This is a genomic window from Haematospirillum jordaniae (assembly GCF_001611975.1).
Classification (GTDB): Bacteria; Pseudomonadota; Alphaproteobacteria; order Rhodospirillales; family Rhodospirillaceae; genus Haematospirillum; species Haematospirillum jordaniae.
Genome location: NZ_CP014525.1, coordinates 1,759,574 through 1,786,346, shown reverse-complemented (window position 1 = coordinate 1,786,346; position 26,773 = coordinate 1,759,574). Strand labels below are relative to the sequence as shown.

The following is a 26,773-nucleotide window of genomic DNA, read 5'->3' as shown; positions in this document are numbered from 1 at the left end:
TGAGAATTACGTCGATTCTTTTTGGCGTACTGAGCAGGAAGCGTGGCAGAGTGGTCGATTGCACTGGTCTTGAAAACCAGCAAAGGGCAACCTTTCGTGAGTTCGAATCTCACCGCTTCCGCCAATAAAAACAGGTACTTAGAGCAGTTCAGCGGGGCGCAAAGTAAGCAAAGAAAAACCCCGAAACTGACCACATGCAAGTGCAAATTCAACGCCAATCAGCGCAGGGAGTAAAACCGAGCGGTAAGCAGATGGTAAGCACCGCAGCGAAGCGGTAAGCGCCCCGGTAAGCATGGCCCACCACCGCAGCACCGGTCAGCATTGCAACCAGCGACAGCACAGGCACATAGCGCAGCAATTTGGCGCGTCGTTCCATCACCTTGACTGCTACATGGATGGCCGCAAGTTTCGGCGCTTTGTCCTCTAGCACCCGCGTCAGCACGTCGCCGGTTTCGGGGTTGCGTATCGGCTCGCCTTGGTTGTTGAGCATGGGTGCGCTAACCACACGGCCAGCGCTCACAAGCGGGTGGAACGCTTTAACGGTCTGCATGGCCTCGGTCAGCAGAACGTCACAGCGGCCTAGCTCAAGGGTCAGCAGTTCTTCGGCTGGTTCTTTCGTTACCGAGGTGAGCGCCCGGCTGATAACACGATGCACCGTGTCCGCGCCGACGTTCATGTGGGCGCCAATCTGTTCGAGGGTTTTTCCCTCCAAGCGAAGGGAAAGCATCTCAGCGCGTTGTTCTGCTTCGCGGATGCTCTTGACGCTGGTGATGGCCTTCGGGCCTTTGCCTGTCTTAATCATTCGGTACTCCGATGGACAGGCACTTATGCGGCAGTGCCGCAGGTTACGCCGTTCTGTTCAGTTACATGAAAACCGATACCCGGCTCATCTCTTTTGCAATGTTGCTGGCGCGGACTCGGGACATGCCGAGCGAATCGGTAACGCGGCGCACAAGTGCGTCATTCTCTTGCGAGGCGAAGCCCTCCGGAACTGCCCCGGCCTGCGTGGTGTAGTACCGGGATGCCTTCCAGTCGGCAAAGTCCGCCTCCAGTTCATCCACCAGCTTGGCAAGCGCCTTAGCCAGCGGTTCCATGTCAGCAATGCGCTTGCCAGCACGGGCAAGGATGCTTGTCAGCGGTCGCTTTTAGCTTCGCAGCATGGGCGGCGTGGTCCACTTCTTCGGCACTGCCAATGTCCTGCTCAAGGCTGGTGCGCCGAAGCCCCAAGCGTTGAATTAGCCTCCGCGTGCGCTCAATCTCAATTTCCAGCTTGTCGGCTTTTGCGTCGTCGCCCTTGGCGGCGGCTTCGTGCCATTGCGAATGAAGCAGGTCGTATTCGCCGCGGGCTTCGGTTTGCTTCTGCATAACGCTGGCGAGAGTTTCGCGCAGCTTGTTTGCTCCTTGTGGTTGGTGATTACTTGCGATGCTGGTTGGTGGCGTTCAGTTGCGCCTCGAATGCAGCCTTGCGCCGAGCGCCGCTGTGTCGCCCCCGTTGAAGGCGTGCGCCTTCTGGTCAAGTTCCGAGGCGACAATTGCGTTGGGCAAGGATTGCTTGAAGCGGTCAAGCTCGAAGGCTTCCGCTGCGGTCATTTGGCTCGGTCGTGCCGGTGCCGGGGTCGTCGTGGTCATGGGTGATACGTCCTTTCTTGGGGTTGCTGATTGGGAAACTGGTTTGACGGTGCGCGGCTTGCTGACAGGGTCAGTGGCCGGGTCGTCGCGTCGGAATTGGCTTTGCATGGTTGCTGCTCCTTTTTGAATCAACTGCTCAAGTGCATCCTTGCGGGTGATGCCCTGCTGGATGCTGGTCGTTACCACAGCGTCGCGGGCTGCGCCGCCGAGGTAGGCCATGCGTTGTCGGCTTCGCGCCGCTTGCGGTAGGCCTCCTGATACTCGGCGTTTTTGGACATGGTTTCTCTGCTGCTGATTAACTGATGACGCAGCGTAGGGCAAATTACGCAGTAAGGCACTACATATAGAGCTTGCTTCCGTCAAACATGCTATAAGTAGTGGTTTCGTGTCATTTTTGTCGGTGCGCTTGCCGGTTGTTCGCACGACCCAATTTCAGGCAAATGCTGCACATACGCTAAATGGGAAGCGACGACCGACGACAAAGCGGAACAATTCCAATCGCTTACAAGCCGCAAACGTTGAACTAGATATTTCCTGTTCCATGTTTAGCCTGTGGTTGCCGAGCTAATCGCTTTCCGGTTGCCGGAGACACATTCTTTAATTGCGTTGCCATCAACGAAAAGGAGAACAACATGAAGCAATCGACCGAGACTTACACCCGCCGCGCTGGTCTAGCTGCTGGCATACCGAGCGAACGGGTTGCCATCACGGTTCATAAGAACGGGGATGAGGTGCGCTTCGGCTGGAAGGAGAGCGCGGCACCTGTGAAGCGGGAGAAGGTGACCACATCCAGCAAGTCGCCCAAGGTCGAGCAGGAGGAACGCAACGGGGTCAAGCGTCCGAAGGCTGGCGGAGCGTGCGCTGCTGTGTGGGCGTGGCTCGATGCGAACCCTGCTGCTACCGTCAAGGAGGCGAAGGCGGTTGCACCTGCCTACGGCTGGAATCCGAACAACGTCAGTTGTGAGTTCTACGCTCGCCGCAAGTTCTTGGGCATCAGCAGGTAAACCGAAGCGTAGTTACAGGCACAGCGCCCGAGCAAGCGAAATTGTTCGTGAGCTCAAATCTCGCAGCTTCCGCCGATAATCCTTGGAGGAGGGTGCGATTGTTGCTATATGTGACCCTAGTGTAAAATCATATCGGTGCACATCGCATCCGTTTAGGATACTTTCTTAACAAGAAACCAAGTCGCTCTATGATAATAAACAAAAACCAAGAAGAAAATACTCCGCCGCCATCGGGGCATCTTGTGCACCCAAAATATCGACCAGATATCGATGGGCTGCGTGCGGTCGCCGTTCTTTCGGTTGTGGTGTATCACGCCTTCCCTCGTCTGCTAAAGGGTGGATTCGTTGGGGTCGATGTGTTTTTTGTGATCTCCGGCTTCTTGATTTCCACCATTATTTTCAGCAGCCTTGAACGGAACTCTTTCAGTTTTTTTGATTTTTATTGTCGTCGAATTCGCCGCATCTTTCCTGCACTACTTTTTGTCCTAATTTCCTGCTATGCGTTTGGCTGGTTTGTTCTTCTTGCTGACGAGTATAAACAGCTTGGAAAACACATTGCTGCAGGCGCTGGTTTTGTCTCTAACTTTGTACTTTGGGACGAAAGTGGCTATTTTGACGCAGTAGCCGAAACAAAGCCGCTTCTACATTTGTGGAGCTTAGGGATTGAAGAACAGTTTTACATCTTTTGGCCGTTTATTTTGTGGTTGGCTTGGAAGAAGAATTTTAATCTTTTCACGATTGCGATGCTTCTGGCTTTTCTTTCATTTGGCCTGAATTTATCTAAATATCGTGCCGATGGAGTGGCAGATTTTTATTCGCCGCAAACTCGTTTTTGGGAGTTGATTGCAGGCTCCCTGCTCGCATATGTAACTATTAAAAAATTTCAAGTTCAGACCAGATTTGGTGTGAAACTAAACAGCTGGCTTGGCAAGACTATTTATGCTCAACCGCTAAAAGAAAATGGCTATTTTCTCCAAAATTTTCAATCAATCTTTGGCGCACTGCTTATTGCGCTTAGCTTGATTTATATTACAAAAGAGAAGCCGTTTCCTAGTACATGGGCATTATTGCCTGTTCTCGGCGCAGTCTCAATCATCGCGGCAGGCCCTAACACTTGGTTCAATCGAAACATTCTATCTAACCGGGTCATGGTCTGGTTTGGCATTATCAGCTTTCCACTTTATCTCTGGCACTGGCCACTGCTTTCTTTCGCTAGGATCATTGAGGGCAGCGAGCCAGGAAAATTAATCCGTATTGCTGCAGTAGCAATTGCCATAGCCCTTTCTTGGGTGACTTATAAATTTATCGAGCACCCACTAAGATTCGGGAAGAATGAGAGAATAAAGGTCTATTTTTTGGCTTCTCTAATGGTCGCATTAGGTAGCTTGGGATATTTCACATACCAAAGGGATGGTATGGCCTTTAGGGTTGAGCAGTTTAATAAGATATCAATAGCTGCTGGGGAGTGGGATTATCCCGGGGCGCTTTCTCAACAAAATTTTAAGGGGGTTGACTTTTTTACCCAAAACTCAAAGATCGTAAATACCACTCTTTTTATTGGCGATTCAAATATTGAGCAATTCTATCCAAGAGTTGCGGAACTTATTAAAAATTCGCCAGAAAAAACAAACACCGCTTTATTTAAAACAGGTGGTGGATGCTTTCCTGTTCCAGGCATGAAATTTGATCAGCCGCATGCTCATTGCGAAAATCTCGTACGAGATGCGCTTTATCTCGCAATTAACAGAGATGGTATTGATAATGTGGTAATTGGAGCTCAATGGAACGGGTATTTGTCAAGTGGATATGGTCTTACGCAAAAAATTGAGTACGGAAGCGACTCCTACCACGCCGCGTTGGCTAACTTGTCCTCTTTTATCCGCGATTTGGTAAATCATAAAAAGAAAGTTTTTATCGTTCTAAATATTCCGACCGGAAATGAGCTTGATCCAAAGTACATCGTCCAACGTCGGCTTACACACTTCCCAAATGTTTTTCAGGTAAGAGATGGCGGTATAGATAGCGCCTCACTCGCAATCAAGTACGGGGCAATCCAATCTGATTTAGCCAGAATTGCAAGCGAATCTGGTGCCACGGTGATAAAACCAATAGATTACTTGTGTAATGAAAGATGCGATTCTTTGGATGCGTCTGGCTCCCCGATCTATAAAGACGGCGCTCATCTTCGACCGACGTTTGTTCGTACTTATGCGACCTTCATTGACAAGACTGTTCGTGATTGATTACCGCTAATGCTATTTAGGCGGTAAAACGTTTTCGCTCACCCGCTGGTACATCTTCCGCGTGATCTGTTTGTCGGTGTGCCCAAGCCTTTTCGAGGCGTGGGCCAAGCCTTTTCGAGGCGTGGGCCAAGCCGATTCCGCTGTCAGCCGTTTGCCGGATTTCGCGGAACTGGGTTGCGAAAATGCTGGCCTCCGTGGCTGCCTAGAGTGTCGTTCTGGGGATGTGCGCCTCATTTTATTGAAACTCCAAGGCGCCACCCTTGCATTGACCACACCATGAGCGCGGCCTGTGCGTCGATTGCACTGGCGTTGCATCGCTATGGTTTGCATGAGATTTACTTGCTATGGTTGGGCTGGCTCCCATGCGCGGGCGCACGCAACGAAACTCGGTAAGGTGGTGGTGGTGGGGGCTGTGGGGAGGTGCCCCCAGTTTCTCCCCCAGTTGCACCACTACCCCCCCACTATCCCAACATTACCTAGTTTCATTAAGACCCTGCCTTGGGTCTGCAATACCAAACACCTCCGAAGTTCTGTTTGTCCATGTATTCGCCGCTGTGCTTGTTCCACCAAGACTCGGTGACGACTCCAGCATCCAGCGCCGCAGCTTTCACGTCGGCCACAAGCAAGCCCTGATCTATGGGTGTGGCCATAAAGTAAGAGCGGAGCCATTGCCCAAAGGCTGCCGGTGCCTTGCTTACCGGGCCACGTGTCCCGCCAACAAGACTTTCCGTGGTAAGTGACGAATCAAGCTCTTCCCAATCAGCGCGGGTTGCGTCAATCGACTTGCCCATGCGTTGATCGGTGCCCACCTGAACTTTCACGGTGCTGAACTTCCAAGCGCCTCCGGGGTGTTCCGGTAGATTGACCTTGACCTGAATCAGCGCCTTGGCATACGGGCCTTCATCTGGTCGTGCAACCACGAAACACAGACTCCAGCAGGTCTGCGTGAATGCTGCCGAGCCAAGAACACGGTGCAGCATTGCCCGCGTCGTGTCCTTCATGAAGTGCGTGACGCAGACGATAGCGAGGTTGTGTTCCTGTGCCAGTGACAGCCAAGGCTCCAGTACAGTGCGAAGCTGCCCCGCGTCATTCAGATCAACCTTCCGCAACTTGTGGCCGGGGAGGTAGCTGGTGATCGGGTCTATGACCAGCATGGCAATCGGCTGGCCGTTTGCCCGCGCGTCGTTCAACAACGTGCTGACAGATACCAAGTCATCTTGCATCGAGAACGTGTTGCGCTTGCCTTGCTGCACGACGCCCTGAATCTCAAGGGCGTTGGCGAGGTTAGCACCACATGCAACGAGACGCGGAACGGTCAATTCTTCAATACCGTCCTCACTACCAAGCCACAAGACCCGTCCCCGCTCGCGGCGTACATCGGGCGCCTGACCGGGCCACGGTGCCCCTGTGGTGACTCTGGCCGTTACGTCAACTAAGACCGTTGATTTACCGGCACCAGTTTCGCCAGCCCGGATGGTGATATACCCCTTCGGAATCCAGCCAACCCAGAGCCAGTCGATTGCACGCATTTGAACGGTGTCCAAGCTGCGGGCCATCGTCCAATATGCCCCGCTTCAACTTCTCCCGTTCCAGCTTCATGCGCTCTGCTTCGTGGTAGAGGCGCAATCCTTCGTTCGCGTCGCTGGTTCCAGTGCTACCGCTTGCCGGTGTGGCCGGGAACAAGTCTTAAAGGTGTTCGGGTTCGGCTTGCTCATAGCTGCGCCCCCCGTTCTGCGGCCTCTGCTTGTATGCGCAGAATCTCTTCGTCGGCTACGAAACCATTGTTGAGGCGTGCTGCTTTAATCATGGCGAACACGAAGTAACTTTCGCTCTCGCCAATATCACAAAACTCCCTCGTGATTCCATCGCAGCGGAGACGTTCGCGGCAACCCGGATAAACCTGATGGACGACAACGGGGCCAACGTAGCTCAGGCCGTCAAACTCACCGGGGTAGGCTGCTCTCGTGTAAGTCGTGCGCGAAGGGTGTGCAGCGAACCAAAGGCGATCAGCTTCCCCAGCTGCGGGCTGCACACGGGCGGCAGGGGCAACGTTCGGCATGGTGCCGCCGTACTGGTATTGGCCACAGTAGCGGTCAGCGCCTGCGCCCAAATTGTCAAAGCCTGTCGGCGAGAGGTTTCCTACACTAGCCCCTAGTCCATTCAGGGCACGGTTTTGGTTGTTCTCATTAACCGGCAGGGTGTTGCGACCCTCGCCGGTTTTTTCTTGATCGTGTGACATGTCATCCCCCTCAAGCGTGCTGTGCTTGTTGCGGGAGGCTCATGTACTGGCTGGTATTGGAGCAGGTGCGCTCGTCAATCCATGCCAACACGTCAGCTTCGGCGTAGCGAACGGCGTCTTGCTTGCGCGGCCCCATTTTCAGGAAGCGCGGCCCTTTGCCTTTCGAGCGCCAGATTTCAAGGGTATTGGGAAGGATGCCGAGCAATTCGGCTGTTTCTGCGCTGGTGAGCAGCTTGCGAGCGGTGGTCATTTGGCAAGTCCTTAGACATGCCTTGCTGATGCGGTCTAGCGGGTGGTGCAGCAGCAAGGCGAGCTTGCCGTCTTTTCTTCTGGATGGTCACCCGGCCTGACGGTTGTTGGCCTGAGTCTGGTTCCTTGGGGGACTTTCACCCTTAGCTCACCAGCTCTTGGCTCTGGAACTTGCCTCGTGGGCGCTCCCCAGTGCGGAGCTTCCCCGAATTACATTGCGTATTCGGATGCAACTGAACGCAACTTTATACGAGGAATCATCAGCCATGCAAGCGCCGCCCGCTTTGTTTCGTCAAACTATGCGGGGGCGGTTTCCTCGTTTACCACACTGGCACCGGCCTTGCCCTGCGCCTCGATCCAGTCACCTATGCGCTGCACCTCCGGGAGCAGGTATTGCAGGCGGGAGGTTTCAAGGTAGTGCTTGGCGGTCACGCCTTTGGGAACGTGATTCGTCAGTAGCTCCAGCTTGAAAAGATCAACGCCGCAACTCTGGAACCCGATAGCGGTGAAGGTTCTGCGGAGGTCGTGAGGCGTTACCTTGCTGCCCGCAGCTTCGCTGACCTTGCCCATTGTGTCACGGGGGTCTTTGATATGGCCTGCCTTGCCCCAACTGCTGAACACGAACGGGCTACCCTTGACGCGCTGGCGGGTCTTGAGCAATTCCACGGCCTGCGAGCACAGCGGCAGCCACACAGGATTCGAGTTCTTGGGGTCGGGTATGTGCCACCAGCCATCGTCCAGATTCACCCTGTCCCAAGTGAGCGCGGCTGCAACTGCACCCAATGATCTTTCAGCGCCGCAACGGGGTTGTGCGTGACGACCTTGTATTGACGTGCGGCATAGTTGATTAACGCTCGTAAGACCGAGAAGGCCTGATTTGCTTGGCCGGGAGCTGGTGCCTTGCCGCGCAGCCCCTTCGTTAGAAGTTCGTGGTAACGCTTGCGGCAGTAGTCCTCGGTGATGGCGCTAATAGGCTTGTCTGCCCACGCCTCGAAGGTGGTTGCCACATGCCGCTCGATCTCGCCCTTGCTGCTGTCCTTGAGCTTGCCGGGGCGGGCAACGTAGGCCTCTGCCACCTTGCGCAGCGTAACCTCGGACACTTCCTTTTTCTTGCGCTCGGCCCGCGGGTCAATGCCAGCCTGCATGTCCTCTAGTAGCTGCTTGGCACCAGCCTTGAGAACAACGCGCTTGCCGTCCGACCCTTTCTACGACGCCATCCCGCGCATTGTCGAGCGTCCATGTGCCGTAAGGCCCGATGGTGATGCCACCTGCTCGTCCTGCACCCTGCCCATGACGACAAAGACCTTCTTGCCAGCAGCCGTGACGCGCAAGCCAAAGCCCTTGAGCTTGTCGTCCCAATGGACTTTGTAACCCTTCTCAGGGGGCGTAACCTTGTCGATGAATTCCTTTGTCAGCCGTGTCATTTTCCTTCTCCAAGACGTGTTTTTAACGTATGTTTAACATCATGGGTAAAGGTACGACAGGTTACACCAAACACGCAAGCGGCCTAACTCGTTGATTCGTATGGATGCGTATAGCTAAACAAAGTAGGATAAAGCCCGGCTACACCAAACGTGAAAACCGGCGTGGGTTCGAATCCACCCCTTCCGCCATTTTCGCCTTCTAACGCATTGATTTGTAAGAAGCTTATAGAACGCCTGTTGTGTTTGACCACACTTTGCCCCACACTTCTGCGCGATAAGAATAGGCGTTGGCCATCACCTCTGGTTGGCCCGCCATCTTTGCATAATAAAAAAGAGCCCCATCAAGAAAACAGACGAGGCTCTTTATCCGGACATCTCAGGCTAGTAAACAGCCCAGAGCCTCCTGCATTTTTGCCTTGGTGGCTTGCAAGTCCCTGATACGAGCTTTTTGCTCATCAACAACTTCTACCGGCGCCTTGGCAACAAAAGCCTGATTGTCCAGCCTGCCTGCCAGCTTCCTGATTTCGAGGTCCAGCTTATCAAGCTCCTTGGTCAGGCGGGCCTTCTCCGCAGAAAGGTCGATGATACCCTCCAACGGAATAATAACCGTTATTTCACCAATAACAACCCGTGCTGCTCCGGAGATATCGTCCTGATTCACCAGCTTCACATCCTCAAGACGGGCCAATGCTTGGATCAAGGCCTGATGCGTCTTCAGGCGCTCTTGCGTGGCAAGGGAAGCATCCTTGACGAGGATTGGCAATCTGGCAGAGGGGGGCACGTTCATTTCAGAGCGAACAGACCGTATGGCGGAAATGCAATCCACAACCCAGTCCATTTCCTCACGGGCATCCTGTTGGTCCAAGCCACTTAAACCAGACCACTGGGCCAAGGCCAGCATGCCTGATCGCTCGGCTGTTTCAGCCCACAGAGTTTCTGTAATAAAGGGCATAAAGGGATGAAGAATGATCAAAATTTGATCCAGAACCCACGCTGTAACTGCACGAATTTCCGCCTGGGTGGCCGGGTCATTGCCATTGAAAATGGGCTTGGCAAACTCCAGATACCAGTCACAGAACGTACCCCACGTGAACTGGTAAGCCGCATTGGCCGCATCATTGAAACGATAGGCAGACAAGGCCACAGAAACCTTTTCCGACGTCTCGGCCAGCTTGCCGACAATCCAGCGTGCCAACGTATGCTTGACGGCGGATGGATCAAAGCCTTCAACACCATGGCATGCGTTCATTTGACAGAAACGTGCGGCGTTCCACAGCTTGGTTGCAAAGTTGCGATACCCCGCTATGCGCTGTTCGCTCATCTTGATATCGCGCCCCTGAGCCGCCATGGCAGCCAAAGTAAAACGCAGGGCATCTGTTCCATACCGGTCAATCAGATCCAGAGGGTCCATAACGTTCCCCTTGGACTTGGACATCTTCTGTCCTTTTTCATCACGTACAAGGGCATGGATGTAAACATCACGGAAAGGCACATCATCCATGATGTACATACCAAACATCATCATCCGGGCAACCCAGAAAAAGATGATGTCAAATCCCGTGACCAACACATCACCGGGATAATACCGAGCCAGTTCGGGGGTCTTTTCGGGCCATCCCAGCGTGGAAAAAGGCCACAGTGCCGAGCTGAACCACGTGTCAAGAACATCAGGATCGCGCACCAGATCAACAGGATGGCCGTAATGACCTTCTGCAGCTGAACGTGCTTCTTCTTCACTCATTTCAACAAAGGGCGTACCGTCTGGACCAAACCAAGCCGGGATCTGGTGGCCCCACCATAGCTGCCTAGACACGCACCATGGCTGAATATTGCGCATCCACTCAAAGAACGTGTTTTCCCACTGGCGGGGAGCAAAAACAGTGCGCCCCGTTTCCACAGCCTCAATGGGGCCCTTGGCCAGCTTGGGTGCATCAACAAACCACTGGTCCGTCAACCATGGCTCAATCACAACGCCAGATCGGTCACCATACGGGACCGTCATCGGGTTTTCCTCGATCCGCTCCAGGAGTCCTTGTGCCTCAAGGATCTCAAGAATTTTATCACGCGCCACAAAACGATCCAGCCCATGGAATGCGGCAGGCAAAGTAACCAGAGCAGGCGAGCCATCTGAATTCAGAACCGCTTGCGCCTGTCCGTTGACAAAGCACAAAAGCGGTGTTGGCTCCGCTAGGATACGGGCATCCCGATCAAAAACATTAACGAGATTCAAGGAAGACCGCTTGCCGACGTCAAAGTCGTTAAAGTCATGAGCCGGCGTTATCTTAACCGCGCCGGTTCCCTTTTCCGGATCAGCATGCTCATCAGCAATAATGGGGATAAGGCGCCCGGTTACAGGCAGACGTATCTGCTTGCCTATCAAATGAGCGTAACGCGTGTCATCGGGGTGAACCGCCACACCGGTATCGCCGAGCATTGTCTCCGGCCTAGTAGTGGCGACCGTGATGAACGTACCATCCATGCCATCAACAGGATAGCGCAGGTACCACATCTTCCCTTTGATCTCGCGCTGCTCTACCTCGAGATCCGAGATGGCTGTATGGAGCTTTGGATCCCAGTTAACCAAGCGCTTGGCACGGTAGATCAAGCCATCCTTGTGCAGCTTGACGAAAATGGTGCGTACAGCCTCTGAAAGGCCGGCATCCATGGTAAAGCGCTCACGACTCCAGTCAGGCGAAGCACCAAGACGGCGCAGCTGCCGTACAATTGTACCGCCGGACTGTTCCTTCCACTCCCAGACTTTCTCCAGAAATCCCTGCCGCCCCAGATCGTGCCGGGAGATGCCATCTTTCTCCAGATTACGCTCGACCACCATCTGTGTAGCAATGCCCGCATGGTCGGTTCCCGGCTGCCAAAGGGTATCGCGTCCGGTCATCCGATGATAACGAGTCAGAATATCTTGCAGGGTAAAGGTCAGGGCATGCCCAATATGCAGGCTTCCTGTCACATTGGGGGGGGGCATCATGATGGTATAGGGCACCTGGCCCGACCCGACATGTGCGCGAAATACTCCGCCCTCTTCCCACTGCTTGTAAAGTTTCTCCTCAACACCAGCCGGATTATAGGTTTTGTCGAGCATATCTCTATTGTTCCACTTCACGTAGTAACACCTGGATGCCCCCAAAACGGGGACGCGCCAACCCTCTTGCGGGGGCTGACGCGCACATCCCTTCGATCAAATCGTTTTTTATTGCTTTTCGGTCCCGGAAACCAGCTTTTCAATTTCCTTGCGTACAAGACGCTCGACCATATCCGGCAAATGCTGATCCAACCAGCTTGCCAACATGGGCTTCAGCATGTCACGCACCATCCCCTCCAGCGTGACGTCACTGTGCCCCATGCCAATAGCCCTGACCCGGGCAATGGTCGCAAGCTCGGAAAAAGCCGCAGCCGATTGAGCCGCGGCAGGTGGAGACAGCAAGGCACTGCCATCATCAGCTGTCATTGTCGGGGTGGGAGAAACTTTCACGGGCGCTGGTTCCAGTTCACCTTCATCTTCCTCGACAGCCCAAGATTCCTGCGACGGTGGCGCAGGGGGCAGCTCGGGCACTGCCCCCAAGACCAAGGGCTCCTCATCATCCTCAACCATGGCAGGAGTCAACTCAAGAACATCGTCACCATCAGCCTCCGGAGCAGATGCCGGCTCGGAAGGTTGAACCGGAGCCGGCTGGGGCGGCTGCTGCGTCTCTGCCTCTTCGTCCTCCGACAGGATTTTCCTGATGGAGGCGAGGATATCCTCCATCGATGGTTCCTGACCTTTGCCGTCCATGACGATCTCCAAGCCCCTAACGCGCTTTTCTGCCCGTACGCCCACCGTCCGGGGAACCGATATATCATTGCCGCCTAAGATTTTGCAAACAACAGGATATCGCTGTTTCTATCCGATTGCGGCAAAAAAAATGCTGCCACGACGTGGGCGACAAGGCAACCCTTGGAGCAAAAACGGGAAATCAGGCCAAGAACGCCTTTTTTCTGCCATTCTAGGCAGGACAGCCCCGGTTTGGCTGCGGTATCCCAAGATTGGTCCTGTCAGCCAAAACAGGGTCATCACCCCCTTGTCAAGACCCGAACCATGCCCCTTCCACATCGTTATAATGCTCGATGGGGTCATAAATACCAACATCCAAACCAAGAGTTTTGGCATCCAGACGCCCGACAGCAGACAGCAGGGAATGCGCCGCAACCCGTTCATTCCGCTGGGCCGTAACAAGACTGACCCTTGCGTTCAGCAACTCCTGCTCGGCATCTAGAACATCCAGAACCGTTCTTGATCCAACCTGAGCCTCCCTCTGCACACCTTCCAGTGCAACAGTAGCAGCCTCTATCTGAGCTTGGATTGATTCAATCTGCGCCCTTGAGGCAACAAGACTCTCCCAAGCCCGGACAGCAAGCTCGCGCGACTTATTTCTTGCATCGTCAACCTGAAGCCGTGCCTGCCCGGCTTTTTGCTTGGCTTCCCTCAAACGGGACCAAGTTGCTCCACCTGCTTCGTACAGGGGAACATCAACAACAGCCATAATGCGGTATCCCTTGGTCCGGGCACCATCCAGTGATTGGTCATAGGTTTTGGTTTGATCGGCTTGGAGCTTTACCGCAGGCATCAACTCACCACCCGTGGCATCAACCGTATTCTGGGCCGCCTCCGCAGAAAACTCCGCAGCCAGAACATTGGGATGCATAGCCTGTGATGCTTCCACTGCTTCATCGAGTGAGGCAGGCAAGTGTGGAGGTTCGGACGGATACCGCATGTCGTCTGCAGGAAGACCAACCAGCCGTTCAAAATTAGCACGACTTGCTTTTAGCTGGGCTTCAGCATTAATGCGATCCGCCGTTGCCTTAGCCAAGCGCGCTTCGGATTGACTGACATCAGTACGTGTCAATTCGCCAACCCTGAACCGGTCTTGCGTGGCCTCAAGCTGACGGGCCAGAACCTGTTCATTATTGCGGTTCAGATCGACAACCGCCTGATCCCGCACAACGTTCAGATAAGCTTCGGCAACAGATTGCAGAACAGTCTGTTCTGTGACAGCCAGCTGGGCCCTAGCCGCCTTCACCGTATTCTCAGCCGCTTTTGTGTCGTTGACAGTCCTGAAGCCGGAAAAAATATCCTGCTCAAGTTTTACACTAACCGTGCGTGGGTTCGAGCTTTGGTATCCATCGCGGCTTTGACGGGTGTTAGAATGGTCACGCGCGTAACCAGACGTTCCGGAAAGCTGGACACGGGGCCTCCAGCCTGACAAAGCCTGCGGCACCTTTTCATCAACAGCACGAACACGCGCCCGATCAGCCTGCAGCTCCGGATTACCGGCGTACGCAGCAGCCAGCGCATCTTCCAGCGACATCGCCTGCGTACAAACGGGAAAAACAAGGCCCGGAAAGAATGCGGCAGCAGCAAAAACTGAAAGCGTTTTTTTCATCCGTCGTGTCCACCCGCAACGTCCCGCCAATACGGGAGCAACAAAACCACTGTGCCCGTAAGTTAGGCCGGACACGCAAAAATACATAAAGCGGGTAAGACTATAGAGCGTTGGAAGCGTAACGCAACCCACGACTGTTGGCTACGCTTCCAAATCAGCGACAGAAACTAGAACTGGAAACGTCGCGGTGCACGAAACCCGGGGAGCAATGGGATATTCGCATCAAAAAGACGCCGGTGACCAACGGCATTCCCCGAACGCGTATACAGCACAGCAGTTCCCTGCCCGCCCTTGTCAAGAACAGCAACCAGACGGCCACCCGGGGCAATCTGTTCCAGCAAGGCATCTGGGATAAACTCAACGGCCCCATTCACCAGTATCACATTATAGGGTGCCTGGGCCGGATACCCGCTAACCAAAGGAGCGGATACAATAGCTGCGTTATCGACCCCCAGCGAAGTCAAGGTCGCACTTGCTCCCTTGATCAGCTCAAGGTCGGATTCAACGGAAACCACTGTCGACACCATACGCGACAGAACAGCCGTCGCATAACCACTGCCAGTGCCAATTTCAAGTGCCACATCGGACGGATCAATCTCAGCTGCCTGCAACAGGCGGGCCAGAACCATGGGTTCCATCAGAATACGACCGTTCCCTATTTCCAGATCATCATCAGCATAGGCAACAGAACGCAGATGGCGCGGGGCAAAAGCCTCGCGGGGGACCGCGGTCATTGCCTCAATAACAGCCGGATCTGTCACCCCATTGGGACGAATCTGGCCTTCGACCATATTGTGGCGGGCAATGGCGTAATCCATGCGGCAACCCCTTGCAAACGTGATGCTTCAATGTGGACAGGTTGTGTGCAGACACAACACTCCCTGTTTATAGCCTTCTGTCGTAGCCTTGACAATGGACACATCGGATTGGTCCGATCCCGGAAATAATTGGTGCTTCGGGGCTATTTTCTCTGTTGACCGGATGATAGGCCATCGATATAAACCGCTTCCTCGGTTGCAGTTCTGCTTTTGGCACGGGTTTGCAGCGAGTCGCGAGGCCGGGTGGCAGAGTGGTGATGCAGAGGACTGCAAATCCTTGTATACCGGTTCGATTCCGGTCCCGGCCTCCAAATTTTTATGTTCCGGCGTAGCTCAGCGGTAGAGCCCCCGACTGTTAATCGGGTTGCCGTAGGTTCGAATCCTACCGCCGGAGCCATATTTCTAGAACATCCCCCCTGAAATATGCCATCTGATCTTCAGACACACAGGTCTTTGTGCTGTGTGCAGAAATGCGCCATGTGGTGTATCCTTGTCTGTGCAATTTTTTGTCCTTGTTGGCCTGCTCTTCCCGAAGGTCGGAAACCATGGGCGTACGCCATCTTGAAAAATTACTGCGTCCAAGTTCACTGGCTGTCATCGGTGCATCTCATGCACAGGGCAGCGTCGGAACCGTTGTCATGCGGAATCTTCTGCATGGGGCTTTCAGGGGGCCCGTCTTACCGGTCAATCCAAAGTACACATCAGTACAGGGCGTACTGGCCTATCCTGATATTGCATCCATTCCTATTGTGCCGGATCTTGCCATTCTGGCTGTCCCACCAGAGGAATCCGTTGCCGCACTTGAAAGCCTTGGCCAACGTGGAACCGAAGCCGCCATATCGGTTACATCCGGACTGGGGCGCGTCTCCGACAACCCGGCACTGACCGGACAGCTGCTGAATATAGCACTGCGCTACGACATCCGCCTTCTTGGACCCAACAGCCTTGGGCTTCAGGTCCCTGCCCTTGGCCTGAATGCCAGCATGGCCCCTCAAGCCGCACATCCGGGCAAGATTGCTTTTGTCTCGCAATCCGGCGCTCTGTGTACAGCCGTTCTGGACTGGGCTTGGCCACGCGGCATTGGCTTCTCTCACTTTATTTCGCTTGGCGGCATGATGAACACGGGGTTCGGCGATATCCTAGACTACCTAGGTGGAGATCCCGACACACGCGCCATTCTTTTGTATATGGAAAGCATTCCTGAACGTCGCAACTTCATGTCAGCCGCCCGATCGGCAGCGCGTAACAAGCCTGTTCTGGTCATAAAAGCCGGGCGTCACCCTGCGGTACAAAGCGCCACGGTCAGCCATACCGGTGCCTTGGCCGGCAATGATGACGTATATGAAGCGGCCATAAGGCGCGCGGGCATGCTGAGGGTTTACGACATCGAGGAGCTTTTTTCGGCGACCGAGACCCTTGCCATCATCAACCGCCCGAAAGGACCACGCCTTGCCATTCTGACAAATGGCGGGGGCATAGGCATCCTTGCAGTCGATGATCTTCTAGATGAAGGTGGAACGCTGGCAGAGCTATCGGACGAGACCCTTGAAAGCCTGTCAAAGGCATTGAATGCCACGTGGTCACATGGCAATCCGGTACAAATCCACGGTGATTCAGACGGAGCTAGGTACGCTGCGGCACTTGGTGCCTTGGCACAAGCTCGTGAGGTGGATGGCATCCTTGTCATGCACGCCCCTACCTGTCAAAGCGACCCCTTGGAAGTCGCCGAAAAGATTGTTGCCACAGCCCGCCAGAACAAGCGCACAAGCGTCATGGCCTGCTGGGTTGGGGACGATCGCGTGGAGAAGGCGAGAGCCCTGTTCCATCAGTCCGGAATACCCAATTTCCAGACCCCGCACCAAGCCGTCAGGGCTTTTTTGCATATGATCAAATACAGGCAGGTCCAAGACTTGCTCATGGAAACTCCGGCAAGCCTGCCAACAGAATTCACGGCCAACACAAAAATGGCACGTCGGATTATCTCTGAAGCCTTGGAGGCCGGACACAGCACCCTCTCCGAACCGGAAGCGAAAGCCCTGTTATCGGCATATGGCATTCCTGTTGTCGAAACACGGGTTGCCCATTCGCCCGAGGAAGTCCGTAGTATCGCGGAGGAAATGGCCGGCCCCCTGGCCCTGAAAATCCTGTCACCGGACATTCACCACAAGAGCGACAAGGGCGGTGTTCGTCTCGGCCTCTTCGGAGCTGATGATACAGAAACAGCCGCCCGGCGTATGCTGGCCCGTATCAAGGATAATTTTCCCGATGCTGAAATACGCGGATTCACCGTTCAGCGGATGGAAAAAAGGGAAAATGCACACGAAATTATCATTGGCTTACACGTTGATCCGGTCTTTGGCCCGGTTATCCTTTTTGGCCATGGTGGAACAGCAACGGAAATTATCAATGACCATGCCATTGCCCTGCCCCCCTTGAACATGACACTGGCACGGGATCTTGTGGAAAGAACCAGGGTGTCCCGCCTTCTGCAAGGGTTCCGGCATCAGGAACCAGCCGACATGGAAGCCTTGTGCTTGGCGTTGGTACAGGTTGCCCAGATGGCCATAGATCTTCCGGAAATACAGTGGCTTGATATAAATCCCCTATTCTGCAATCACCAAGGCGTTATTGCCTTGGATGCCAAGGTAGAAATCGCTCCATGGAGAGGCGGATCGCTTGTCGACCGCTTGGCGATCAGACCATACCCCAAGGAGCTCGAAGAGGTTTATACCATGCGCACCGGGCAGGATGTCATCCTGCGTCCCATTCGTCCGGAGGATGAGCCAAACCATCATGTTTTTGTATCAAGACTTGATCCGGAAGATATCCGCTTCCGCTTTTTTGGCGTGATCCAAGAGTTGCCACGCAGCCAGATGGCCCGGATGACCCAGATCGATTACGATCGTGAGATGGCTTTCATCGCCGTAGGATACGACGCAGAGGGTCAAAGCGAGACACTGGGCGTAGTCCGGGTTGTCAATGATCCGGATCATGAAGAGGCTGAGTTCTCGATTGTTGTGCGCTCCGACCTGAAGGGAACCGGCTTGGGGAACGCCTTGATGAATAAAATGATCCGCTACTGTCGCAGTACGGAAGTACGGAAAATGACCGGGCAGATCCTTATAGAAAACAAGAGGATGCTGACCTTTGTTGAACAACTTGGTTTCCGGCGGGTACGCAATGTTGATGTTGACGTTGCCGAGGTTGAACTGGATCTTCTGGAAACGCACTGAACTCTTTTATAACGTCCCCCTGATATCCCGTGCCGGAGCCTTCTGTTCATGGTGTTTCCTTCTGTGCCTGCTTCCCCAAAAGTCTATGCCATCATTGTTGCCGCAGGGCGCAGCAACCGCTTTGGCGGCCCCGTTCCCAAGCAATATGCCATAGTCAATGGCCAACCCGTTATCCGGCAATCAGTATGTTCTTTTCTGAACCATCCCGATATTGACGGCATACAGGTTGTTATCCACCCCGACGATGAAGCCCTGTACCAGGAAGCCGTTGGCGATCTTCCCTTGTGCACGCCTGTTTTTGGTGGGCAAGAGCGACAGGACAGTGTCCGGAACGGCTTGGAGGCCCTCTGCAAACACGCTCCCGATTTTGTCCTGATCCACGATGCTGCCCGTCCCTTTGCAGGGCCAAATGTGATTGACGCTGTTTTGCAAGCCCTACAGTCCGCCCCCGCAGCAATACCCGGGACGGAAGTCGCAGACACACTCAAAAGCGTTAATAGTGATTGTGTCGTCCTCCACTCTGTCAGCCGGAAAGGGTTGTGGCGCGCACAAACACCCCAAGGATTTTGCTTCAAGACAATCCTTGATGCACACAGACAGTGTGCCGGCCTGTCACTGACGGATGATGCTGCCCTTCTGGAGCATCTTGGCAAAGGCCCGGTGCAAATGGTCGCAGGCTCGTCTGAAAACTATAAAATCACTTGGTCAGATGATGTGGACAAAGGCAGCCAGGTACCTTGCATCAACATGGAAACACGAACGGGTATTGGCTTTGATGTTCATGCCTTCACAACAGGAAACACCCTGACCCTCTGTGGCGTCAGCATTCCCTTTTGCAGAAAGCTGTCTGGTCATTCTGATGCTGATGTTGCCATGCACGCCCTGACCGATGCCCTGTATGGCTGTATCGGAGCCGGCGATATCGGCGTTCATTTCCCCCCCGGAAACGCACACTGGAAAGACGCACCATCACGAATCTTCCTAGAACATGCCTGCAACCTGATCCGCCAGCAGGCTGGCCGCATCATCCATGTCGACGTCACCATAATCTGCGAAGAGCCCAAACTTGGGCCCTATCGTCAGGACATGATCCTGTCCCTTGCACGGATTATGGATATTCCGGGGTCCCGGGTCAGCATCAAAGCGACGACGACAGAACGCCTCGGATTTACAGGACGAAAAGAGGGCATAGCCGCACAGGCTATTGCAACCGTATTATTGCCAGCGGGGTAGCGCTGTTTCAAACAGGGAAAAGGGCCGCCGCAACACGGCGGTCCTCGGCCAACAGTACATTAAAAGTACGGCAAGCGGCTCCGGTATCCATAACGTCGCAGGACGCAAACATCTCGCCTAGCACTTGACGCAGAGAAGTTGGAAGGAAGGGGGAGGTCCGCCCTCCCCCAATCAATACAATCTCAATACCGGGGTTATATTCCTGCACGGACCGAAAGGACTCAGCGGTCAAACTTTCCGGTGATGAAACATCCCACGAGCAGGAAAAAGTCGGAAACACAAGAATAGGAGAGCTCCAGACAGTACCGGCAATACGAAAGTTACCGTCGCCATAGGCGGAGATAATCTGCCTGCCTGCGGGAACAACCGGTGTAATGTCCATTTTTCTCTCCATAAGCATGGGATCAGACTAGACACTTTCCTTGGTATCTTCCTTTTCTTTTGCAGGCTTGGACGGTTCGGTCTTTGCGTTGACAGAAGCCAACATTTCGCGGGCAACCTTGACCTTCACCCCTTCTGCAATCTCAACCTGAAGCTCGGCATCCATAACCTTCGTAACGGTACCAATAATCCCGCCCGACGTCACGACGACATCACCGCGGCGCACGTTGGCCAGCATTTCGCGATGAGCCTTCATGCGTTTCTGCTGGGGACGAATCAGCAGAAAGTAAAAAACAACAAAAATAAGTGCCAATGGCAAAAGCTGCAGAAGACCAGACTGCATGCCTCCGGCTGCTGCATCAACAGCCTGGGCATGGGCGGGGGAAATCAACATCAGCAATTCTCCTGAAAAGCGGGCATCGGATAACATTCCGGGCGGCGAATATACTGCTGCATAACCCCATTGCAAATGCAATCCGCAGCACAACGGGGAAATTTCATGCCTGACAGACGATGGTCACAGACACAATCACACCGTGGTTTCAATATCTCATCGTTCATGAGACAAGAACTGAGGATACAGCCCTCCAAAGATAGGTCAATCTCTTGAGAAACATAATAATATATAGAAGAAAGTTGTTTTATAACAAGAGCCTGACCAAGACTTTCGGATGATACACCATAACTCTGGAAGGGATTCGTATACAACACGATGTCCGGAGAAAAGGACGAAAACACCGCCTCCAGCTTTTTGCGGAAAATGCGCAGGTCCTTACACTCTGCATATAGGCCATACCTGAAATGATGGCGCATATTCAGGGAATCTGCCCAAAGCCACTCTGACCTTAATCCGGTCTTGAGGAACATGACTCCAGCCACTTCCCTTCCCCTTGAACACGTTTCCATCAGAAGGGGAGATATGAGGGAAAAATACCTCAAAAGTCAAACGGAAACTTCCGTGATGACAGGCACGGCTCCATAAGGGATATTTCACGCTCCGGTTCGTTAGAATCAGGCCAATGCCATGACCAGTAAAAGCATCGTGGCCAGGGCGATGCTCCTGGCTTCTCAACGAGGAATCAAGTCACAGCGGGCCCTGTGCCTTGCCGCGGGACTGAAACCTGACTTCTTAAGGGATATCAGGTCAGGCCGCACAAAATCACCGCGCGCTGATAACTTGGCCAAACTGGCTGAATTTCTTGGCGTTTCGTCAGACTGGCTTCTTCACGGCGAAACCCCAGAATGCAATAAGGGAAATAACACTGACAAATCTAGCGTCTCGCCCTCGCAAGTCATTGTTCGAGGAGAAGTCTGTCCGGGAAAGTGGGTGAAATTTCCCGAATGGCCACCAGAAAAACACCGGATCTGCCCCCTGCCCCCCGGAAACCCTTGGTCAACTGCATACGGGTTACAGGTTGGCTCGGGGGGCATATACGATATCTTCCAAGCAGGTAGCGTTCTCATATGCGTTCCTGTCGCAGATGTCCCAGTCTCTGTAACAGATGGCATGTGGGTCATTGTACGGCGCTTCATGCCGTCTCCGGATCGGTACGAATTGACAGCACGGCGCCTGAAGGTGCAGAAAGATGGCTCGCGCGTGCTGACGGTGCCATCACCAGACCCAATATTACCGCCCATTCCTTGGCCGGCTCCTGATGCACCTCATACATCTGTAATAGCCGTCGTTATAGGTGCCTATCAGGCACTACTGCCCTTGGGATCATCAACGCCCCCGGCTTTCCATTCGGGGTAATCGTCAGGCGTTGGCAGCAGACGAAGTATTCCGTACTTCCAGAGGATAGAGCCACGCCAGATCGGCGCTCCGAAATAATCATTCTGATCGAACCCGGCATCTGAAACAGACTTTCCATCACAACCCCGGCTTTTTTCGCACATAGAAAAACACCCCATGTTATGCCGTCTCCTGTCCATGCGCATGGACCGGGCGGCGGCAGGTCAATCCTGGCCAGTTTGATTTGCCGGGGGGTGTGCAAGACCCTCTGGGCACCGGGTTGCAGCCCGGTGGCCTCTCCGCCCGCCAGCCATATACTGAAGGCGAAGAACCCGGATCATATTCACCTCGATTAACGAGATCAAGAACGTCGGGATACATAATTATCTCTATCTATCAAATAGATAGTATGGAAAAACACGCATAGATCTATACGCTGCACATGACAGAAAAAAATCCATCCTGCGTGCATCCATAGAGAATTGCCGCTTGAGGTTTTTGCATCACCGGGATAGGAGAGCATCCTCTGGAACAGTGCAGGAAAGAGGACGCTATTCTCATGGCTACACATAACAACACAGCCCGGCACGTTCATATTGTCGGCGGTGGACTGGCTGGATGCGAAGCAGCCTGGCAGCTGGTCAATGCCGGTGTTTCAGTTGTTATCCATGAAATGCGTCCACAAACTACAACCAATGCCCATCAAACAGATCACCTCGCCGAGCTCGTCTGCTCGAACTCTTTTCGTTCTGATGATGCCCTTTACAATGCCGTAGGTCTTTTGCACGAAGAAATGCGGCGCTGCTCATCCTTGATCATGGAAGCAGCAGATCACACAAAAGTACCAGCGGGTGGCGCCTTGGCTGTCGACAGGGAAGCCTTCTCCGCATTCATTACCAAACGTGTGCAGGATCATCCGAATATACGTGTCGAGCGCACCGAACTGCGTACACTGCCTCCGGAAACGTGGGGCCAAACAATTATTGCAACAGGCCCCCTGACATCATCACCCTTGGCAGAAGAAATCCGCACCGCTACGGGTGAGGAATCCTTGTCCTTCTTTGATGCGATTGCTCCAATTGTACACAAGGATTCTATTGATCTGTCAAAGGCATGGTTCCAGTCACGCTATGACAAGGGCACCGGAACAGATTATATAAACTGTCCTATGACGCAGGAAGAATACGAAGCATTTCTGGATGCTCTATTGGCAGCTGAGAAAACGGAATTCAAGGACTGGGAAAAAGACACACCGTATTTTGAAGGCTGCCTGCCCATTGAGGTCATGGCCGAACGCGGACGACAAACGCTTCTTTATGGCCCCATGAAACCGGTTGGGCTGACCAATCCGCACACACCCGGGCAGAAACCCTATGCTGTTGTGCAGCTTAGGCAAGATAACGCCTTGGGTACAATCTACAACATCGTTGGTTTCCAGACGAAGTTGAAGTACGGAGAACAGAGCCGCGTGTTCAGAATGATACCCGGCCTTGAAAATGCAGAATTCGCACGGCTGGGCGGCATTCATCGGAACACATTCTTGAACAGCCCTCGCCTTCTGGACCATAGACTGCGCTTGAAGAATAGACCGGACATCCGCTTTGCCGGACAAATTACAGGCTGCGAAGGCTATGTCGAAAGCGCAGCTGTCGGGCTGATGGCAGGGCTCTTTACCGCTGCGGATGTCTTGGGCAAACACCTTGACTCCCCCCCCATCACAACCGCGATGGGGGCCATGCTTGCCCACATCACCGGGGGCGCTGTTTCAGACACCTACCAGCCCATGAATATCAACTTCGGTCTTTTCCCGGAGCTGACCGATGATCGCGATGCAAGAGGCAAGAGAATCAAGGGACGCGAACGCAAGCCCCTGTATGCACAACGCGCATTGGCCAATCTTGATGCATGGCGGAAGGGTAACTTCTTTTCATAAGGCCCCTACGACGCAGCAGAGCGGAAAGCTTCAGCAATTTCGTTCCAGAGCATACGGCTCTGGGCTGCTATCAAGAATCCTTCGTGGATGCTTGGGCTGTACGGGCTACCATCCATAAATCCGCTAATACCACCGGCTTCTTCATACAGCAGAACCCCTGCTGCATGATCCCACGGGGCAAGCCTGCGGAAAGCGGCAAACTCTATACGTCCGGAGATCAACGCCATATAATCATGGGCCGCACTTCCATGACGAATGTTATGGGCAAAGCGCCCCTGAAGAGACTTGGGCGTATTGGCCCCCGGTGATCCTGTACGTTCTGACAGCGGACGATCATGCGGCTCCAACCGAACCCTGACGCCATTGCGGATCACCCCATTGCCACGGTATCCACACAGGGTAACATCGTTAACAGGGTCATGCAGCCACCCCGCCATGGTTACACCATCACGAACCAAGGCAACAACCGTTGCAAAAACAGGATTTCCACTGACAAAATTGGCGGTACCATCCAGCGGATCAACAACCCACACAAGCGGTGCTGTTCCAATAGCCCGTATCAAATCAGGGTCAGCATGACAGCCTTCCTCACCAACGACCATAGATTCAGGCATAATTTCCGTCAGCAAAACGGAAAGCCTCTGCTCGGCCAAGATATCCGCTTCTGTTACCAAGTCATTAGCGGATGTCTTGCTTTGCACTTGGCTTGCAGACAACGCACGGAACCGGGGCAGGATTTCTGTCTTCGCAGTGTCCCGGATAATATCTGATACGAGGGCAAGAAAAGCATCGTCCATTTCATAGGTATACTCCATAGATCAAGGAGTAACCAGAACAATGGGACCTGCTTAGATGCCCATGTCAATCGGGAAGACTTGTTGTCCTGGTCGCCAAACGTCCGGCATCAGCGGGATCAAGGCGTACGATCAGACGCACCCCCTCTTCATGGTCCTCCCGGCTCAGGACCTCTCCCTTTCGATAGATCCACGCCAGCATTTTTCCATCAGAAGGCGGAACAACCAGCTCTACAGCCACACGTGCTAAGGCCAGACAGTCGTCAATACGGTGCAGCACATTGCCCACACCATCCCCGGACAAGGCTGACAAAAGAAGTGCCCCGGTGTCTGGATCGACGGAAGACTCCAGAAGAAGATCTGCCTTGTTAAGAACCTCGACAACCCTGCCCTCAACAGCGGGATCCAGACCCAGTTCATCACGCAGAACCTTCTCAACATCCCGTTTCTGAGATTCACTGTCGGGATGTGCACAATCCCGGACATGTATGATCAGGTCAGCCTCAAGAACCTCTTCCAGCGTGGCATGGAATGCAGCCACTAACTCATGCGGGAGATCAGAGACAAAACCAACCGTATCTGACAGAATCACTGTCCGACCGGATGGCAACTGCAAGGCACGCATCGTTGGATCCAACGTCGCGAAAAGCTGGTCTTCCGCCATAACGGCAGCACGGGTCATCTGGTTAAAAAGCGTGGATTTTCCCGCATTTGTATACCCGACAAGGGCGACAATGGGAAAGGGTGTCCTCTTGCGCGCTTTCCGGTGAAGAGTCCGGGTCCTCTTCACCGATTCAAGATCTTTCTTCAGGCGGACAATACGATCGCCGATAAGACGACGGTCAATCTCAATCTGACTTTCCCCCGGCCCTCCCATAAAACCAAAGCCGCCTCTTTGTCGCTCCAAGTGCGTCCAAGACCGGACAAGGCGCGATTTCTGGTACTCAAGATGGGCCAACTCAACCTGTAGCTGACCTTCACGAGTTCGTGCACGGGCACCGAAGATCTCCAGAATAAGCCCGGTGCGGTCAATGACCTTGGTTCCCCACGCCTTCTCAAGATTTCGCTGTTGGACAGGGGATAGACGCGCATCAACAACGACTATATCCACGTCCAGATCATCGAGGACAGGGGCAAGACGCTCGACCAGCCCCCCCCCTACATAGGTGGCTGGCCTGATGGCACTGACCAAGGCGACCTCGGACAGAACAATATCCAGATCAATAGCCCGAGCGAGACCAACAGCCTCAGCCAGTCGCGCCTCTGGAGCGCGCGCGCCACTCGCTGTCTTTTTTAAAAACGGGCACAGAACCGCAGATTTACTACGCCCGGAAACGGCAGAACGATCAGAATCCATAACGGATGAAACGCAAGGCTGGTTCACTCTTGTTCATCTTCAGGCTTGGGTTCAAAAAGCTGCACCGGACCACCCGGCATCACGGTGGAAACAGCATGCTTATATATCAGCTGGGTATGACCATCCCGACGGAGCAGAAGGCAGAAATTATCAAAGCAGCTTACAATACCTTGCAACTTAACCCCATTAACAAGGTAGACAGTGACTGGAATTTTTGCCTTGCGGATATGGTTCAGGAAAACATCCTGTATATTCTGGGATTTTTCGCTGGGCATGAGAGTCATGACCTTTCCACTTTTTGTTGCCCCTTCATCAGGGGGGACCGTCCTTCGGTCGGGTCTCTTTCGTTATCATCTATTTTCATTGCTGGGAACAGCAAGAGTACGCAAGACATCAAGAAATTCCCCACAGCTACCATAAATACCCAGCGGGGCCCATGACAGAAGATCATCCGCCAAGGGGCCATCGTGGTGAAGAAGAAAGGGTGTACAGCCTGCCCCCGTAGCGCATTGCATATCGATAGCATGATCACCAACAAACCAAATATCCTGGCCGGGCTTCAGACCAGATCCCTGCAGAGCGTACAAAATGTGTTCGACATGAGGCTTGTCGGCTTTTGCATCACCAGCTCCGGCCACACGATGGAACAAGCCCTCCCATCCCAAATGTTCTACCTCAATCCGCAACAAATCCCCAGTCTTGTTACTGACAATACCAACCCATGCCCCCATACCACGCATATGGCGCACCAGAGCTTCTGCATGGGGAAGAGGCCTCAGCATATCCAAATGACATGACCGGAAAGATTCATAAAAGATATCTTGGGCTTCCCTCCATCGCTCTCCAAAAAGATCAGGGAAACTATCGCGTAGCGAACGGGAAATGCGTGCCATCCCCTCTTCACGGGTCCAAGGAGCGTGTCCCATATGGACCAGGGTCATATTCATGGCCTTCAGGATGCACGGCCACGTATCAACCAACGTGTTATCCCAGTCAAAAAGCACGGCCTGCGGCGGGGATACAAGTAAAGGATCCATCATGACCTTCATCTCATGATACAGAGCTGCAA

27 protein-coding genes and 3 tRNA genes are annotated in these 26,773 nt (G+C 53.7%); 9 read left to right on the top strand and 21 right to left on the bottom strand.

Translation table 11 applies throughout. The annotated features are described in order from the left end of the window. Nucleotides 1-36: 36 nt before the first annotated feature. Nucleotides 37-124: transfer RNA gene (locus tag AY555_RS08440), tRNA-Ser, on the top strand. 84 nt (nucleotides 125-208) lie between these two features. On the opposite strand, the gene AY555_RS08435 is transcribed toward AY555_RS08440, so the two are convergent. From AY555_RS08435 to AY555_RS08420, 4 genes are all read right to left on the bottom strand, one after another. After that, entirely contained in the window at nucleotides 209-802 is a 594-nt protein-coding gene (locus AY555_RS08435; protein WP_066135562.1) for a helix-turn-helix domain-containing protein, read from the bottom strand. A gap of 61 nt (nucleotides 803-863) precedes the next feature. Then, nucleotides 864-1,094, bottom strand: coding sequence for a hypothetical protein (locus AY555_RS08430; protein WP_066135560.1), 231 nt, complete (start codon nucleotides 1,092-1,094; stop codon nucleotides 864-866). 1 nt (nucleotide 1,095) lies between these two features. Continuing rightward, complete coding sequence (locus tag AY555_RS08425) at nucleotides 1,096-1,365, bottom strand: hypothetical protein (protein WP_066135558.1); 270 nt, start codon at nucleotides 1,363-1,365, stop codon at nucleotides 1,096-1,098. 75 nt (nucleotides 1,366-1,440) lie between these two features. Next, complete coding sequence (locus tag AY555_RS08420; protein ID WP_066135556.1) at nucleotides 1,441-1,848, bottom strand: hypothetical protein; 408 nt, start codon at nucleotides 1,846-1,848, stop codon at nucleotides 1,441-1,443. A 413-nt stretch (nucleotides 1,849-2,261) separates the two neighbouring features. Between AY555_RS08420 and AY555_RS08415 the strand changes: the two genes are divergently transcribed. After that, nucleotides 2,262-2,633 carry a hypothetical protein gene (locus AY555_RS08415; protein ID WP_066135554.1) on the top strand — a complete coding sequence of 124 codons (372 nt, stop codon included), beginning with the start codon at nucleotides 2,262-2,264 and terminating at the stop codon, nucleotides 2,631-2,633. A 188-nt stretch (nucleotides 2,634-2,821) separates the two neighbouring features. Continuing rightward, entirely contained in the window at nucleotides 2,822-4,876 is a 2,055-nt protein-coding gene (locus AY555_RS08410) for an acyltransferase family protein (protein ID WP_066135552.1), read from the top strand. A 485-nt stretch (nucleotides 4,877-5,361) separates the two neighbouring features. On the opposite strand, the gene AY555_RS08405 is transcribed toward AY555_RS08410, so the two are convergent. The 10 genes from AY555_RS08405 to AY555_RS08370 form a co-directional block, all read right to left on the bottom strand. Further along, entirely contained in the window at nucleotides 5,362-6,432 is a 1,071-nt protein-coding gene (locus AY555_RS08405; protein ID WP_066135550.1) for an AAA family ATPase, read from the bottom strand. A gap of 155 nt (nucleotides 6,433-6,587) precedes the next feature. Next, complete coding sequence (locus AY555_RS08400; RefSeq protein WP_066135548.1) at nucleotides 6,588-7,115, bottom strand: hypothetical protein; 528 nt, start codon at nucleotides 7,113-7,115, stop codon at nucleotides 6,588-6,590. Between the two features lie 10 nt (nucleotides 7,116-7,125). Beyond that, a complete protein-coding gene (locus AY555_RS08395) occupies nucleotides 7,126-7,365 on the bottom strand; it encodes a helix-turn-helix transcriptional regulator (RefSeq protein ID WP_066135546.1) in 240 nt (79 codons plus the stop codon). Nucleotides 7,366-7,661: 296 nt separating this feature from the next. Further along, on the bottom strand, nucleotides 7,662-8,111 hold the full coding sequence (locus AY555_RS12045; protein ID WP_209315758.1) for a site-specific integrase: 450 nt from the start codon (nucleotides 8,109-8,111) through the stop codon (nucleotides 7,662-7,664). Continuing rightward, nucleotides 8,108-8,509 carry a hypothetical protein gene (locus AY555_RS12040; RefSeq protein WP_209315759.1) on the bottom strand — a complete coding sequence of 134 codons (402 nt, stop codon included), beginning with the start codon at nucleotides 8,507-8,509 and terminating at the stop codon, nucleotides 8,108-8,110. Before AY555_RS12040 ends, AY555_RS12045 begins: the two co-directional genes overlap by 4 nt. A gap of 60 nt (nucleotides 8,510-8,569) precedes the next feature. Then, nucleotides 8,570-8,788, bottom strand: coding sequence for a DUF4102 domain-containing protein (locus AY555_RS12035; protein WP_209315760.1), 219 nt, complete (start codon nucleotides 8,786-8,788; stop codon nucleotides 8,570-8,572). Between the two features lie 376 nt (nucleotides 8,789-9,164). After that, nucleotides 9,165-11,885, bottom strand: a complete 2,721-nt coding sequence (locus tag AY555_RS08385; protein ID WP_066135544.1) for a valine--tRNA ligase — start codon at nucleotides 11,883-11,885, stop codon at nucleotides 9,165-9,167. A 108-nt stretch (nucleotides 11,886-11,993) separates the two neighbouring features. Then, entirely contained in the window at nucleotides 11,994-12,575 is a 582-nt protein-coding gene (locus tag AY555_RS08380; protein ID WP_082811954.1) for a DUF2497 domain-containing protein, read from the bottom strand. Nucleotides 12,576-12,864: 289 nt separating this feature from the next. Next, a complete protein-coding gene (locus tag AY555_RS08375) occupies nucleotides 12,865-14,223 on the bottom strand; it encodes a TolC family outer membrane protein (protein ID WP_082811953.1) in 1,359 nt (452 codons plus the stop codon). 167 nt (nucleotides 14,224-14,390) lie between these two features. Next, entirely contained in the window at nucleotides 14,391-15,041 is a 651-nt protein-coding gene (locus AY555_RS08370) for a protein-L-isoaspartate O-methyltransferase family protein (protein ID WP_066135540.1), read from the bottom strand. A 237-nt stretch (nucleotides 15,042-15,278) separates the two neighbouring features. Between AY555_RS08370 and AY555_RS08365 the strand changes: the two genes are divergently transcribed. The 4 genes from AY555_RS08365 (at nucleotide 15,279) to AY555_RS08350 (ending at nucleotide 19,507) form a co-directional block, all read left to right on the top strand. After that, nucleotides 15,279-15,352: transfer RNA gene (locus AY555_RS08365), tRNA-Cys, on the top strand. Nucleotides 15,353-15,363: 11 nt separating this feature from the next. Then, nucleotides 15,364-15,438: transfer RNA gene (locus AY555_RS08360), tRNA-Asn, on the top strand. Between the two features lie 148 nt (nucleotides 15,439-15,586). Further along, nucleotides 15,587-18,274, top strand: a complete 2,688-nt coding sequence (locus tag AY555_RS08355; protein WP_066135538.1) for a bifunctional acetate--CoA ligase family protein/GNAT family N-acetyltransferase — start codon at nucleotides 15,587-15,589, stop codon at nucleotides 18,272-18,274. Nucleotides 18,275-18,322: 48 nt separating this feature from the next. Next, complete coding sequence (locus AY555_RS08350; protein ID WP_066135536.1) at nucleotides 18,323-19,507, top strand: bifunctional 2-C-methyl-D-erythritol 4-phosphate cytidylyltransferase/2-C-methyl-D-erythritol 2,4-cyclodiphosphate synthase; 1,185 nt, start codon at nucleotides 18,323-18,325, stop codon at nucleotides 19,505-19,507. A gap of 7 nt (nucleotides 19,508-19,514) precedes the next feature. Here the strand turns inward: AY555_RS08350 and AY555_RS08345 are convergent, their stop codons facing one another. Then, nucleotides 19,515-19,889, bottom strand: coding sequence for an Mth938-like domain-containing protein (locus AY555_RS08345; protein ID WP_245176912.1), 375 nt, complete (start codon nucleotides 19,887-19,889; stop codon nucleotides 19,515-19,517). Nucleotides 19,890-19,916: 27 nt separating this feature from the next. Continuing rightward, nucleotides 19,917-20,282, bottom strand: a complete 366-nt coding sequence (yajC, locus tag AY555_RS08340) for a preprotein translocase subunit YajC (RefSeq protein WP_066135534.1) — start codon at nucleotides 20,280-20,282, stop codon at nucleotides 19,917-19,919. A gap of 630 nt (nucleotides 20,283-20,912) precedes the next feature. On the opposite strand from yajC, the gene AY555_RS12355 reads away from it, so the two are divergent. Continuing rightward, a complete protein-coding gene (locus AY555_RS12355; protein WP_082811951.1) occupies nucleotides 20,913-21,641 on the top strand; it encodes a helix-turn-helix domain-containing protein in 729 nt (242 codons plus the stop codon). On the opposite strand, the gene AY555_RS11815 is transcribed toward AY555_RS12355, so the two are convergent. Further along, nucleotides 21,587-21,799, bottom strand: coding sequence for a hypothetical protein (locus AY555_RS11815; protein ID WP_066135531.1), 213 nt, complete (start codon nucleotides 21,797-21,799; stop codon nucleotides 21,587-21,589). The genes AY555_RS12355 and AY555_RS11815 overlap by 55 nt on opposite strands. Before the next feature lie 380 nt (nucleotides 21,800-22,179). Here AY555_RS11815 and trmFO point away from each other — a divergent pair, with 380 nt between their 5' ends. Beyond that, nucleotides 22,180-23,553 (top strand): methylenetetrahydrofolate--tRNA-(uracil(54)-C(5))-methyltransferase (FADH(2)-oxidizing) TrmFO, encoded by a 1,374-nt coding sequence (gene trmFO, locus AY555_RS08325; protein WP_066135529.1) that lies wholly within the window; start codon nucleotides 22,180-22,182, stop codon nucleotides 23,551-23,553. Between the two features lie 5 nt (nucleotides 23,554-23,558). Here the strand turns inward: trmFO and AY555_RS08320 are convergent, their stop codons facing one another. From AY555_RS08320 to AY555_RS08305, 4 genes are all read right to left on the bottom strand, one after another. Continuing rightward, nucleotides 23,559-24,350, bottom strand: coding sequence for an inositol monophosphatase family protein (locus AY555_RS08320; RefSeq protein WP_066135527.1), 792 nt, complete (start codon nucleotides 24,348-24,350; stop codon nucleotides 23,559-23,561). 64 nt (nucleotides 24,351-24,414) lie between these two features. Continuing rightward, nucleotides 24,415-25,704 carry a GTPase HflX gene (gene hflX / locus AY555_RS08315; RefSeq protein WP_066135525.1) on the bottom strand — a complete coding sequence of 430 codons (1,290 nt, stop codon included), beginning with the start codon at nucleotides 25,702-25,704 and terminating at the stop codon, nucleotides 24,415-24,417. A 23-nt stretch (nucleotides 25,705-25,727) separates the two neighbouring features. Further along, the gene (hfq, locus tag AY555_RS08310) at nucleotides 25,728-25,979 is read right to left on the bottom strand and encodes an RNA chaperone Hfq (protein ID WP_066135523.1); all 252 of its coding nucleotides are present in this window, start codon (nucleotides 25,977-25,979) and stop codon (nucleotides 25,728-25,730) included. Between the two features lie 75 nt (nucleotides 25,980-26,054). Beyond that, nucleotides 26,055-26,744, bottom strand: a complete 690-nt coding sequence (locus tag AY555_RS08305) for an HAD family hydrolase (RefSeq protein WP_156483342.1) — start codon at nucleotides 26,742-26,744, stop codon at nucleotides 26,055-26,057. Between the last annotated feature and the right edge of the window lie 29 nt (nucleotides 26,745-26,773).